This window comes from Pseudomonas sp. HLT2-19-2 (assembly GCF_054898005.1).
Window position 1 is genome coordinate 3,368,312 of record NZ_CM142712.1, and the last position, 13,753, is coordinate 3,382,064.

The following is a 13,753-nucleotide window of genomic DNA, read 5'->3' on the forward strand; positions in this document are numbered from 1 at the left end:
GCATTACCACTATTATTGACCAGACCTAACACCCTCCCTATAAATACCCGGCGGCACTAAAGCCTAGCTCAGCACAACTAACTTATTGTATAAATCAATGCAAGGATGCATTAAATGGACACCATTGCTCAGAATAACTACGCGCTTAATAACTGGATGGCCGCCACTCCGGCTATTGATACATTGTCCCTCTGTGAATTGACGCTGCCGGGCACCCATAACGCTGGCAGCGACTGGAAAGCGTCCTGGGCGCTGATTCCAGGAGCCCACTGGCTAGCGTGTCAGCACGACTCGTTTTATGCACAACTGCGCCACGGCTCTCGTGCCCTCGATATCCGATTAATTTACGAAGCCGACGCGCAGGGACTCGGGAAATTCGGCATTCATCACAACGGGTACCGCAATTCTCGCACTTTGGGGAACTTGTTAACCGACGTGAAAAAGTTTCTGAATGAAAACCCCGATGAATTCATTGTTCTGGACTTTCACGAACTTAAAGGGGATAAGTTTGATTTCGTTTACTTTAACGACATGATGATTCGTTTTCTTGGCGATCGCGCCATTCCAACCAACAACGTGTCGCTGAGTCTCCGCCAACTCAAACAGATCAGTGCTGTACAAAGAGTGTTGATCGCAGCTCCTTGGCACAGGGCACTTGATCGAAACGTATTCCTCGAGCAGATCGGGCACAAATGGTCTGGCAACAGCATCACCAGTGCCGCCGAATTGCAAAAACACATTATTCAAGTGCTAAAAAGCCCGCCAGGCACATGGGCACCGTGGTCACTATCCGCCACCAGTTACAGCGCTCTGGGCGGCCCCGTCGACATTCATGAGGCGCTTGATTCGTGGTTTGACCCGACTAAAAGCGACTGGGCGACAAAGTGCAACATTATCAACGTCGACTTCATTGAAGAGAGCCGGATTGTTTCATATTGCCGAACCGCGAACGTGAGCAAAGCCATCAAGCGAGTCGGCTAATCAAGGGCGAAAGTCGTGGCAGGCTCACACAGCAGTCGCCAAAAGAGGCATGATCCGATAGCGAAAACAAGAAAAGCGCCCAGCCATGACCCGAACAGCCCGCGTGACAGACCCCTCCTACGAACTGATGGACGACCACAACGGGTTGTCCATCATCTATCGTCAGCACGGTTTCCCCTGCCCGTTGGTGCGCTGGCATTTCCACAAGGAATACGAGCTGCACCTTATCGTCGCCAGTTCCGGCAAGGTGTTCATCGGCGATTACATTGGCAACTTTTACCCGGAAACCCTGTTCCTGACCGGACCTAATCTGCCCCACAACTGGATCAGCCAGGTGGCCGAAGACGAGGTAGTGCCCAAACGCGACATGTTGGTCAACTTTACGGACGAGTTGTTCGACAGTGGCCACTTGGTATTTGCCGAGCTCAAGACGCTGGCGCCGCTGTTGGAGCGCGCCCAGTACGGTATCGAGTTTCGCTGCAAGCGCACCATTCGCCAGGCCATGACCTTGATGCAACGTATTGCCGACACCAAAGGCGTGACCCGCCTCGGGCACTTTTTCATTTTGCTGGAGTTGCTGGCGGCCTCTGATGACTATCAGCTGCTGTCTGGAGCCACGACGCCGCAATTGGCCGACGAGCACAATATCGATCGCACCAACCGGGCGGTGGATTACATCTTCGTGCATTACGCCCGGGAACTGCCGCTGGAAGAAGTCGCCGAACATCTGGGCATGAAGCCGACTTATTTCAGTCGAGTATTCAAGCAAGCCACTGGCCGCTGCTTCATCGAATTCGTCAATCGCCTGCGCATCAGTAAATCCTGTGAGCTGCTGGCCGATGGCGACAAACCGGTGACCGATGTGTGTTTCGAGTCGGGTTTCAACAATATTTCCAACTTCAATCGGCGATTTCAGCAGCTCAAGGGCATGACGCCTTCGCATTACCGGCGATTGGCCGTGCAGCGGTTGACTGAGCAAAACCTGGGTTAAACGCCTGAAAACCTATACGGATTCCATAGGGATTAACCGCTGAAAAGCCGTTCCCCGCACCTCTCCCTCCAAACACCAGTGCAAAAAAGTATCGATTCAAGTGCGATGGATGATTTGTCACGTCATCAATAGAAGGCTGTAATCAGTGCACATTCTTCCCTCCGCAGGAAGACACAAAAACAATAACTGTCCTTCTGTAACCCACCGGGTGCAGAAAAGGAGTGCACGATGCAACCTTCAGTAAAAGCTCTGCTTGCCCTCACCTGCATGACCCTTAGCAGCGTCAGCCTCGGCGCCCAGACCCTGACCATCGCCACCGTCAACAACAGCGACATGATCCGCATGCAAAAACTCTCGAAAACCTTCGAGACCGAGCATCCGGACATCAAGCTCAATTGGGTGGTGCTGGAAGAAAATGTCTTGCGCCAACGCCTGACCACTGACATTGCCACTCAGGGCGGACAGTTTGACGTGCTGACCATCGGCATGTACGAAGCCGCACTCTGGGGTGCCAAGGGTTGGCTGGAGCCGATGAAGGACTTGCCGGCCGGCTACGCCCTCGACGACGTGTTCCCATCGGTGCGTGAAGGCCTGTCGGTAAAGGGTTCGCTCTATGCCTTGCCGTTCTACGCCGAAAGCTCCATCACCTATTACCGCACCGATCTGTTCAAGGATGCCGGGCTGACCATCCCCGAGCACCCGACCTGGACCCAGATCAGCGAATTCGCCAGCAAACTCACCCATAAGGATAAAGAACAGTACGGCATCTGCCTGCGCGGCAAAGCCGGCTGGGGCGAGAACATGGCGCTGATCACCACCGTCGCCAATGCCTATGGTGCGCGCTGGTTCGATGAGAAGTGGCAACCGGAATTCACCAGCCCCGAGTGGAAAAACGCGCTGAGCTTCTACGTCAAGACCATGAAAGACTCGGGTCCACCCGGCGCCTCCAGCAACGGTTTCAACGAAAACCTGGCGCTGTTCAACAGTGGCAAGTGCGCAATCTGGGTCGATGCCAGCGTCGCCGGCTCCTTTGTCACCGACAAGACCCAAAGCAAGGTCAGCGACCACGTCGGCTTCACCTACGCACCACACGAAACCACCGACAAGGGCTCAGCCTGGTTGTATTCCTGGGCGCTAGCGATTCCGACCAGTTCCAAGGCCAAGGACGCCGCGAAAACCTTCAGCGCCTGGGCTACTTCCAAGGAGTATGGAGCGTTGGTTGCAGAGAAAGACGGCATTGCCAACGTACCACCAGGTACTCGCGCTTCGACGTACAGCGATGAGTACATGAAGGCTGCGCCGTTCGCCAAGGTGACCCTCGAGTCGCTGAAAGCTGCGGACCCGAGCCAACCGACCCTCAAACCCGTGCCCTATATCGGCATCCAGTTGGTGACCATTCCGGAGTTCCAAGCGGTGGGCACCCAGGTCGGCAAATTGTTCTCGGCAGCGCTGATCGGCCAGACCACGGTCGACCAGGCCCTGACCGCTGCCCAGTCAACCACTGAACGTGAAATGAAGCGCGCCGGTTACCCCAAGTAACCCGCTCCCACAGTTGATCTTCATTTGTCTGTTCTTAATCGGTTCTTCGCCATGAATATTTCAACTGCCAACGCTCACATGGACATTCCCCAGCCGGTGCGTAAAAGCCGGTTGGCCAACCCCGGCTGGTTTCTGGTCAGCCCCTCGGTGGCGTTGTTGCTGCTGTGGATGATCGTGCCGCTGGGCATGACCGTTTACTTCTCGCTGATCCGCTACAACCTGCTCTACCCCGGTGAAAACCAGTTCGTGGGGCTGGAGAACTTCAGCTACTTCCTCAGCGACTCGGGGTTCCTGCCCGGCGCCACCAACACCTTGTTGCTGGTCGGCAGCGTGCTGCTGATCAGCGTGGTGTTCGGGGTGCTGATCAGTGCATTGCTGGAGGCCAGTGAGTTTCTCGGTCGCGGCATCGTGCGGGTGATGCTGATCTCGCCGTTTTTCATCATGCCTACCGTCGGCGCGCTGATTTGGAAGAACCTGATTTTCCACCCGGTCTCGGGGATCCTCGCCTACGTCTGGAAGCTGTTCGGCGCGCAGCCGGTGGACTGGCTGGCGCATTACCCGCTGCTGTCGATCATCATCATTGTCTCCTGGCAATGGCTGCCCTTTGCGATCCTGATCCTGATGACCGCCATGCAGTCCCTAGACCAGGAACAGAAGGAAGCCGCGCGCCTCGACGGTGCCGGACCGATCGCGATCTTCTGGCACCTGACCCTGCCGCACCTGGCGCGGCCGATTGCGGTGGTGGTGATGATCGAAACCATCTTCCTGCTCTCGGTGTTCGCCGAAATCTTCACCACCACCAACGGCGGCCCCGGCTACGCCTCGACGAACCTGGCCTACCTGATCTACAACCAGGCGCTGGTGCAGTTCGACGTCGGCATGGCGTCCGCCGGCGGCTTGATCGCGGTGGTGATCGCCAACATCGCGGCCATCGTGCTGGTGCGCATGATCGGCAAAAACCTGACAGACAAAGCCTGAGGCCTGCGCCATGACCCTTCAACAATCCCGCCGTCTGCAAAGCCTGCTGCTCGGCACCCTGGCCTGGGCCATCGCGATCCTGATCTTCTTCCCGATCTTCTGGATGGTGATGACCAGTTTCAAAACCGAAATCGATGCGTTCGCCACGCCGCCGCAGTTCATCTTCACCCCGACGCTGGAGAACTACCTGCACATCAACGAGCGCAGCGATTACTTCAGCTTCGCCTGGAACTCGGTGGTGATTTCGTTCAGCGCTACTGCTCTGTGCCTGCTGATCGCGGTGCCGGCGGCGTACTCGATGGCGTTCTACGAAACCCAACGCACCAAAGGCACGCTGCTGTGGATGCTCTCCACCAAAATGCTGCCACCGGTGGGCGTGCTGATGCCGATCTACCTGCTGGCCAAGAGTTTGGGCCTGCTCGACACGCGCATCGCCCTGATCGTGATCTACACGCTGATCAATCTGCCGATCGTGGTCTGGATGATTTACACCTACTTCAAAGACATCCCCAAGGACATCCTCGAAGCCGCGCGCCTCGACGGCGCCACGCTGTGGCAGGAAATGGTCCGGGTGCTGCTGCCGATCGCCAAGGGCGGCCTGGCTTCAACCGTATTGCTGTCGCTGATCCTGTGCTGGAACGAGGCGTTCTGGTCGCTGAACCTGACCTCATCCAAAGCCGCGCCACTGACCGCGTTGATTGCTTCGTACTCCAGTCCCGAAGGCCTGTTCTGGGCCAAGTTGTCGGCGGTGTCGACGCTGGCCTGTGCGCCGATCCTGATCTTCGGCTGGATCAGCCAGAAACAATTGGTCCGCGGCCTGTCGTTTGGCGCCGTGAAATAAACGCCCCAACCCCTGTAGGAGCCAGGCTTGCCGGCGAAGGCGATCTCCCGGACGCCTTCGCCGGCAAGTCGGATCGCCGCACCGCTGGCTCCTACAAAAAGCCCGTCCGGCTCAAATGAATAAAAACAAGCGGAGGCCCATCACCATGGCCAACCTGACAATCAAGAATCTGCAAAAAGGCTTCGAAGGCTTTTCCATCATCAAAGGCATCGACCTGGAAGTGAACGACCGCGAGTTCGTGGTGTTTGTCGGCCCGTCGGGCTGCGGCAAATCCACGTTGCTGCGCCTGATCGCCGGCCTGGAAGAAGTCAGCGGTGGCACCATCGAACTGGATGGTCGCGACATCACCGAAGTCAGTCCGGCCAAGCGCGACCTGGCGATGGTGTTCCAGACTTACGCCCTGTACCCGCACATGAGCGTGCGCAAAAACATGTCGTTTGCCCTCGACCTGGCCGGCGTACCGAAAGCCGAGGTTGAGAAGAAAGTCGGCGAAGCGGCGCGCATCCTCGAACTCGGGCCGATGCTGGAGCGCAAGCCGAAGCAACTCTCGGGCGGTCAACGTCAGCGCGTCGCCATCGGCCGCGCCATCGTACGCAATCCGAAAATCTTTCTGTTCGATGAACCACTGTCCAACCTCGACGCCGCCCTGCGGGTACAGATGCGTCTGGAACTGTTGCGCCTGCACAAGGAACTGCAAGCGACGATGATCTACGTGACCCACGATCAGGTCGAAGCCATGACCATGGCCGACAAGGTTGTCGTACTCAATGGCGGCAAAGTCGAACAAGTCGGCTCGCCGCTGGATCTGTATCACCAGCCCGCCAACCTGTTTGTCGCCGGGTTCCTTGGTACGCCGAAAATGGGCTTCCTCAAGGGCAACGTCACCCGCGTCGACAGTCAGAGCTGCGAAGTGCTGCTGGACGCCGGCACCCGCATCACGTTGCCGCTGAGCGGCGCCAACCTAAGCGTCGGTGGCGCGGTCACCCTGGGCATTCGCCCGGAACACCTGAACCTCGCGCAAACCGGCGACTGCACCTTGCAGGTCACGGCGGACGTCAGCGAACGGCTGGGCAGCGACACCTTCTGCCACGTGGTGACCTCGTCCGGCGAAGCCTTGACCATGCGTGTTCGCGGCGATCTGGCCAGCCGTTATGGCGAGACGCTGAGCCTGCACCTGGACGCCGAACACTGCCATTTATTCGATGCCGACGGCGTGGCGCTGACCCGCCCGTTGCGCGTTGCCGCCTGATTGTCGCGGCCTGATTTCAGAGAGCATGTGATGAAACTCAATAAACAGAACCTCAACCGCCTCGCCCCTGAGGTAGCCCTGCCCGCCTACGCCCTGAGCGACACCCGCCAAGGCATCGCGCACATCGGCGTCGGCGGGTTCCACCGGGCGCATCAGGCGTATTACACCGATGCGCTGATGAATACCGGCGAAGGCCTGGACTGGGCGATTTGCGGCGTCGGCCTGCGCGCCGAAGACCGCCGCGCCCAAAACGATCTCAAAGAGCAGGATTACCTGTTCACCCTGTTCGAACTGGGCGATACCGACGACACCGAAGTCCGGGTCATCGGCTCGATTCGCGACATGCTGCTGGCCGAAGACGGCGCGGCAGCGCTGATCGACAAACTCGCCTGCCCCGAGATCCGTATCGTTTCGTTGACCATCACCGAGGGCGGCTACTGCATCGACGACAGCAACGGCGAGTTCATGGCCCAGCTACCGCAGATCCAGCACGACCTGGCACACCCGGACGCACCGAAAACCGTGTTCGGTTTTCTCTGCGCCGCGTTGGCCAAACGCCGTGCAGACGGCACGCCTGCGTTCACCTTGATGTCCTGCGATAACCTGCCGCACAACGGCGCAGTCACCCGTAAAGCGTTGCTTGCGTTTGCCGCCCTGCGCGATGCCGATCTGCGGGACTGGATCGCCAGCAATGTCAGTTTTCCGAACGCGATGGTCGACCGCATCACGCCGATGACCAGCACTGAACATCGCCTGCAACTGGCCGACAAACATGCGCTCGACGATGCCTGGCCGGTGGTCTGCGAACCCTTCGTACAATGGGTGCTGGAAGACAAGTTCGTCAATGGCCGGCCGGCGTGGGAAAAGGTCGGCGTGCAGTTCACCGACGACGTCACGCCTTATGAAGAGATGAAGATCAAACTGCTCAACGGCAGTCACTTGGCACTCACTTATCTGGGTTTTTTGAAGGGTTACCGTTTCGTTCACGAAACCATGAACGACCCGCTGTTCGTGCGCTACATGCGTGCCTACATGGACCAAGACGTGACCCCACAACTGTCACCCGTGCCGGGGATTGACCTGACCGAGTACAAGAACACCCTGGTGGCACGCTTCTCCAATCAGGCGATTGCCGATCAGCTGGAGCGCGTGTGTTCGGACGGTTCGTCGAAGTTTCCGAAGTTCACTGTGCCGACGATCAATCGATTGATTGCTGATGGGCAGGAGACCAAACGTGCGGCCTTGGTGGTAGCGGCGTGGGCCCTGTATTTGAAGGGCGTGGACGAGAATGGCGATACCTACAGCATTCCTGATCCGCGCGCGGCGTTTTGTCAGGCGCTGGTGGTCGACGATGCGTTGATTACGCAGCGGTTGCTGGCGGTTGAGGAGATTTTTGGTACGGCGATTCCGCATTCGCCGGAGTTTGTGGCGGCGTTTGAGTGGTGCTGCAACAGCTTGCGGGATGTTGGGGTGACGCGGACGCTGGAAAAAATCCTCGCCGCTTGATCATTCCCACGCTCTGCGTGGGAATGCAGCCCGGGACGCTCCGCGTCCCATTCAGAAACGGACGCAGAGCGTCCATTGCGGCATTCCCACGCAGAGCGTGGGAACGATCTGTGCGGGGCACACATGACAAACCAACAACTATTCCTCGGCATCGACTGCGGCACCCAAGGCACCAAAGCCATCGTCCTCGACGCCATCAGCGGTCGGGTGTTGGGCCAGGGTGCCGCCGCCCACACCTTGATCAGCGGCGCCAACGGCCGCCGCGAGCAAGACACTTCCCAATGGCTGGAAGCTTTCGCTCTTGCCACCCGCCGTGCATTGCTCGCGGCGAAGGTCGACGGCCAGGACATCCTCGGCATTGGCGTCTCCGGCCAGCAACATGGGCTGGTGCTGCTCGACGACCAAGGCCAGGTGCTGCGTCCGGCCAAGCTTTGGTGTGACACCGAATCCACCCCGGAAAACGACCGTCTGCTTGTCCATCTGGGTGGCGAAAAAGGCTCCCTGGAACGCCTCGGCATCGTCATCGCGCCGGGCTACACCGTTTCCAAACTGCTTTGGACCAAAGAACAACATCCGCAGATTTTCTCTCGCATCGCCCGCATCCTGCTGCCCCATGACTACCTCAACTATTGGCTCACCGGCCGCAGTTGCAGTGAGTATGGCGACGCCTCGGGCACCGGGTATTTCAACGTGCGCACCCGCCAGTGGGACTTGCAACTGCTGCGCGACATTGATTCCACCGGGCGTCTGCAAGCCGCGCTGCCGGAGCTGATCGATGCCCATCAAGCGGTCGGTACGATCTTGCCCAGCATCGCTGAACACCTGGGCATCAACCCGCAGGCGCTGGTCTCCAGCGGCGGTGGCGACAACATGATGGGCGCGATCGGCACCGGCAACATAAAACCCGGCGCTATCACCATGAGTCTCGGTTCTTCGGGGACGGTGTACGCCTACGCTGATCAGCCGAAAGTCAGTCCGGACGCTTGCGTCGCAACGTTCTGCTCCTCCAGCGGTGGCTGGCTGCCGCTGATCTGCACCATGAACCTGACCAATGCCACCGGTGTAATTCGTGAGTTGTTCGAGCTGGATATCGAGCCGTTCAACGCCCTCGTTGAGCAAGCGCCAATCGGGGCCGAAGGCGTGTGCATCCTGCCGTTCCTCAACGGCGAGCGTGTCCCCGCCCTGCCCCATGCCACCGGCAGCCTGCTGGGTTTGACGATGACCAACCTGACTCAGGCCAACCTGTGCCGCGCGGTGGTGGAAGGCACGACCTTCGGGCTGCGTTCTGGACTGGACCTGCTGCGCCAGAATGGCTTACAAAGCCTGCGCATCTGCCTGATTGGCGGCGGCTCGAAAAGCCCGGTGTGGCGGCAGATCGTCGCTGACATCATGAACACTCCGGTGATCTGCACCGAACAAAGCGAAGCCGCAGCCCTCGGCGCGGCGATACAGGCGGCGTGGTGCACGTCCTGGGCAAACGGGCATGAACACAGCCTGGCGGATCTTTGCGAGCGTTGCGTGAAGCTCGATCCGACCAGCGAAACCTTGCCCATCGCCGACAATGTGGCGGCCTGTCAGCAGGCCTACGAACGCTATCAACAGCATGTCGCAACCCTTTAAAAAGAGTGAATAACTATGTACCTGGTGTGTGGCGAAGCGCTGTTCGATTTCTTCAGTGAAGACGACGCCAGCGGCCTGGCTTCAAAAGTGAATTTCAAGGCGATTGCCGGCGGTTCGCCGTTCAACGTGGCAGTGGGTTTGCGCCGTTTGGGGGTGGAGGCTGCGCTGTTTGCCGGCCTGTCCACTGACTACCTCGGCCGGCGCTTGCAGCAGGTGTTGCAGGATGAAGGCGTGCGCCCGGATTACCTGGTGGATTTCGCTGCGCCTACGACCTTGGCGATGGTTGCCGTCGGTGCCAACGGATCACCTCATTACAGCTTCCGGGGCGAAGGCTGCGCGGATCGTCAGCTAAAAACCGAGCACCTGCCGGAACTGGGACCTGAAGTGCGCGGCCTGCACATCGGCTCGTTTTCGCTGGTTGTTCAGCCGATTGCTGACACGCTGTTGGCATTGGTACGCCAGGAAAGCGGCAAACGCTTGATCAGTCTTGATCCGAACGTACGGCTCAACCCTGAGCCGAATATCGACCTGTGGCGTTCGCGGGTTGCCATCTTGGTTGAGCTGGCCGACCTGATCAAAGTCAGCGATGAAGATTTGCGCCTGTTGTATCCCGAACAGGATCCGCAGCGGGTGATTGAAGGCTGGCTGCAGCATCGCTGTCAGTTGGTGTTTCTGACCCGTGGTGGCGAGGGGGCGACGGTGTTCAGCAAGGGCCATGGTTCGTGGTCGGTGCCGGCGTGTTCGGTAAAGATTGCCGATACCGTGGGGGCTGGCGATACGTTTCAGGCAGCGCTGATTACTTGGCTGACCGAGCAGCAGCTGGACTCGGTTGAGGGCGTGCAATCACTCGGCCGCGAGCAGATCGACGGGATGCTGAAGTTTGCGGTGCAGGCGGCGGCGCTGACCTGCAGCAAGACCGGGCCGGATTTGCCGTATCGCCAGCAACTCACCTGACGATCGTTCCCACGCGCGTGGGAACGATCAACTGCCAATGATGGCAAAGGGCTGTTACGGCTACAGACGACTTTAGTCTGTAAATGACTGCCCGTTGCCTTGAACGGGGCGCTTTAATCCTGCACCATCCGCCCCAGCTTATTCAAAGGATGGAATCAAAGGCATGCTGGACGCGAACGCAACCCATATTTCCCTCACGCTGGAGGGCGTTTCCGTTGACCTTCAGGTACTCAGCTTCGTCGGTCGCGAAACCCTCAATCAGCCGTTCTGTTTCGACATCGAACTGGTCAGCGCCCGCCCCGACCTGAAACTCGAAGAGTTGCTGCACAAGCCCGGCTGCCTGACCTTCGGCGCCACCGGCAAAGGCATCATCCACGGTCTGGTGTACCGCATCGAGCAAGGCGACTCTGGCAAAAGCCTGACCCGTTACAGCATCAGCCTGGTGCCGCAACTCGCCTACCTGCGCCATAACCATGACCAGCAGATTTTCCAGCATTTGAGTGTGCCGAAGCTCATCGCTCAGGTCCTCGAAGCGCGCGGCATCCTGGCCGACGCCTACAGTTTCCAGCTCGGCGCGATCTACCCGGAACGCGATTACTGCGTGCAGTACGACGAATCCGACCTGCATTTCATCCAGCGCCTGTGCGAAGAGGAAGGCATTCACTTCCACTTCCAGCACTCTGCCAGCGGCCACAAACTGGTGTTCGGCGATGACCAGACGGTGTTCCGCAAACTCGCGCCCGTGGCCTATCAGCAAGACTCCGGCATGGCCGCCGAGAAACCGGTGATCAAGCGCTTCAACCTGCGCCTGGAAACCCGCACCACCCGCGTCAGCCTTCGCGATTACGACTTCGAAAAACCACGCATCCTTCCCGAAGGCGCCGCCAAAAGCGAATTCGCCCCGGACCTGGAAGACTACGACTATCCCGGCCGCTTCCTCACTCGCGAACGCGGCAAGCAACTGGCAACCCGTGCGCTGGAACGCCATCGCAGCGACTACAAGCTTGCCGAAGGCAAAGGCGACGAACCCACGCTCGTCACCGGCCACTTCATGACCCTGAGCGAACACCCGCGCGCCGAGTGGAACGACCTCTGGCTGCTGCTGGAAGTGGTACACGAAGGCAAACAGCCGCAAGTGCTCGGTGCAAACGTCACCAGTGACGTCACCCAGAACAAAGACGACTTCCACCAGGGCTACCGCAACCGCTTCCTCGCCACCCCGTGGGACGCGCACTTCCGCCCTGCCCTCGAACACCCAAAACCCAAAATCCTGGGCAGCCAGACCGCCACTGTCACCGGCCCACCGGGCGAAGAAATCCACTGCGACGAATACGGTCGCGTCAAAGTCCAGTTCCACTGGGACCGCGAAGGCCAGGCCGACGACAACACCAGCTGCTGGCTGCGCGTCGCCACCGGCTGGGCCGGCAACGCCTACGGCGGCATCGCCATCCCGCGCGTCGGCATGGAAGTGCTCGTCACCTTCCTCGAAGGCGACCCCGACCAGCCACTGATCACCGGCTGCCTGTACCACAAGGAAAACGTCGTCCCCTACGACCTGCCAGCGAATAAAACCCGCAGCACCTTCAAGACCCTCAGCTCACCGGGCGGCAATGGTTACAACGAGTTTCGGATCGAAGACAAGAAAGGTGCGGAACAGATCTACCTGCATGCCCAGCGCGATTGGGATGAAAACATCGAGCATGACCAGAAGATTCGCATCGGCAATGAGCGGCACGACACCGTTGAGGCCAATGTTTTCAGTGAGTTCAAGGTTGAAGAGCATCGGATTACCCATCTGGATCGCAAGACTGAGACCCGGGCTGATGATCACCTGACAGTTGCCGTGACTCAGCATGTGAAGGTGGGGGCGGCGCAGTTTGTCGAGGCTGGACAGGAGATTCATTACCACGCAGGGGAAAAGGTGGTGGTTGAGGGTGGCATGGAGCTGACGGCCAAGGCTGGTGGGAGCTTTGTGAAGATAGATGCCGGGGGCGTGACCATCAGTGGTGCGCAGGTCAAGGTTAACTCGGGGGGTGGGCCGGGGTCAGGGACGCCTGCTGCGCCGTTGTTGCCGGGGCCGATGAAGGTGGCGGATGCGGATGTAGCGGGCAAAGCCCCTCTCCCCAGCCGTCTCAACGAGTCGGGTATCACGCCGTTGTGCGGCAAACAAAGCAACGGCGCCTGCAGCCGTAAGGATTGCACATGCATGTAACCGCCATGAACACCCTGCTGGCAGCACCTCGTTACGGATTCGAGTCGCTGCCCAGGGAACAGTCCAGTCAGGTCTTGTGTTTCATCATCGATCGCGGACGCCAACCCGAGGCGATGTCTCGTCTGTATCGCATCGGCGAACCGATGAATGCTCAAGCCTTGTTCAGCAGCACTGACTTTGCGGAAATCGCCAACGAAGGTCCGCTCTGGCTCACGGCGCCGTGGGGCAGCCGGTTGGCAGTCGAAGCCACGCGACTGTGCGAAGAAAACTACTCGGGAATTGCCCTGGTCGCAGAAGACGCCACTCAGGCCCTCGCACACGCGCGCTGGTTACTGCGAGCCAACGACGGTTCCGGCGGCCAAAGCCTGTTGAGCTATCACAAACCGAGTCTCTGGGCTGCATTGGCCTACACCTCGGGTGACGCGTCCATTCAATTGTTCGGTCCTTGGCAAGCGGTGTACAGCCCTGCCCCGAGCCACTTCGGCAAAGAGCGCGGCGCGTGGCTGTCGTGGACGGCGAGATCGGAACCGAAGTGGCGTGGCGACGGCCCGGCGTTCAACCTTCCCGACAACGCAGCAAAGATTCAAGCGCGACTGGGGTGGTTGTACTGGGTCGATGAGCAATATGCAGCGTTCGGTGAGCCGGGGGACGACCGGATCAATGGAATTACCGAGAACCTGGACCTTTTGCTCAAAAACAACATCTACGAAGGTGACCATTTGCTCAAGCTCGCCTCCGTCGTCGACGGACCGCTGCTTGAAACACGGCCAGAAGCATTGGCCATCCTGCAATCCAGGGAAGAGTCGTTCATCAAGGTTGAACAGCTGATGCAAACAGCATCGGCCAATCCTCAATGAACCCGACGCAACAACAGAACGGAAG

11 protein-coding genes are annotated in these 13,753 nt (G+C 59.1%); all 11 read left to right on the forward strand.

Annotated elements, in window-relative coordinates:
• Window positions 1-114 precede the first annotated feature (114 nt).
• The 11 genes from ACYZTU_RS15740 (at window position 115) to ACYZTU_RS15790 (ending at window position 13,728) form a co-directional block, all read left to right on the forward strand.
• Window positions 115-981 (forward strand): phospholipase, encoded by an 867-nt coding sequence (locus ACYZTU_RS15740; RefSeq protein WP_461964074.1) that lies wholly within the window; start codon window positions 115-117, stop codon window positions 979-981.
• A gap of 85 nt (window positions 982-1,066) precedes the next feature.
• Window positions 1,067-1,972, forward strand: coding sequence for an AraC family transcriptional regulator (locus ACYZTU_RS15745; RefSeq protein ID WP_461964075.1), 906 nt, complete (start codon window positions 1,067-1,069; stop codon window positions 1,970-1,972).
• Window positions 1,973-2,200: 228 nt separating this feature from the next.
• On the forward strand, window positions 2,201-3,511 hold the full coding sequence (locus tag ACYZTU_RS15750; RefSeq protein ID WP_461964077.1) for an ABC transporter substrate-binding protein: 1,311 nt from the start codon (window positions 2,201-2,203) through the stop codon (window positions 3,509-3,511).
• Between the two features lie 78 nt (window positions 3,512-3,589).
• On the forward strand, window positions 3,590-4,489 hold the full coding sequence (locus ACYZTU_RS15755) for a carbohydrate ABC transporter permease (protein WP_282383457.1): 900 nt from the start codon (window positions 3,590-3,592) through the stop codon (window positions 4,487-4,489).
• 10 nt (window positions 4,490-4,499) lie between these two features.
• The gene (locus tag ACYZTU_RS15760; protein WP_449645483.1) at window positions 4,500-5,330 is read left to right on the forward strand and encodes a carbohydrate ABC transporter permease; all 831 of its coding nucleotides are present in this window, start codon (window positions 4,500-4,502) and stop codon (window positions 5,328-5,330) included.
• Window positions 5,331-5,475: 145 nt separating this feature from the next.
• Complete coding sequence (locus ACYZTU_RS15765; protein WP_461964079.1) at window positions 5,476-6,579, forward strand: ABC transporter ATP-binding protein; 1,104 nt, start codon at window positions 5,476-5,478, stop codon at window positions 6,577-6,579.
• Between the two features lie 30 nt (window positions 6,580-6,609).
• Entirely contained in the window at window positions 6,610-8,085 is a 1,476-nt protein-coding gene (locus ACYZTU_RS15770; protein ID WP_461964081.1) for a mannitol dehydrogenase family protein, read from the forward strand.
• Between the two features lie 123 nt (window positions 8,086-8,208).
• Window positions 8,209-9,705, forward strand: coding sequence for a xylulokinase (gene xylB, locus ACYZTU_RS15775; protein ID WP_461964083.1), 1,497 nt, complete (start codon window positions 8,209-8,211; stop codon window positions 9,703-9,705).
• Window positions 9,706-9,720: 15 nt separating this feature from the next.
• On the forward strand, window positions 9,721-10,659 hold the full coding sequence (locus ACYZTU_RS15780) for a carbohydrate kinase family protein (RefSeq protein ID WP_461964086.1): 939 nt from the start codon (window positions 9,721-9,723) through the stop codon (window positions 10,657-10,659).
• Between the two features lie 163 nt (window positions 10,660-10,822).
• On the forward strand, window positions 10,823-12,871 hold the full coding sequence (locus ACYZTU_RS15785; protein WP_461964089.1) for a type VI secretion system Vgr family protein: 2,049 nt from the start codon (window positions 10,823-10,825) through the stop codon (window positions 12,869-12,871).
• Window positions 12,862-13,728 carry a DUF4123 domain-containing protein gene (locus ACYZTU_RS15790; RefSeq protein ID WP_461964092.1) on the forward strand — a complete coding sequence of 289 codons (867 nt, stop codon included), beginning with the start codon at window positions 12,862-12,864 and terminating at the stop codon, window positions 13,726-13,728. The genes ACYZTU_RS15785 and ACYZTU_RS15790 overlap by 10 nt, the downstream gene beginning before the upstream one ends.
• Window positions 13,729-13,753 lie beyond the last annotated feature (25 nt).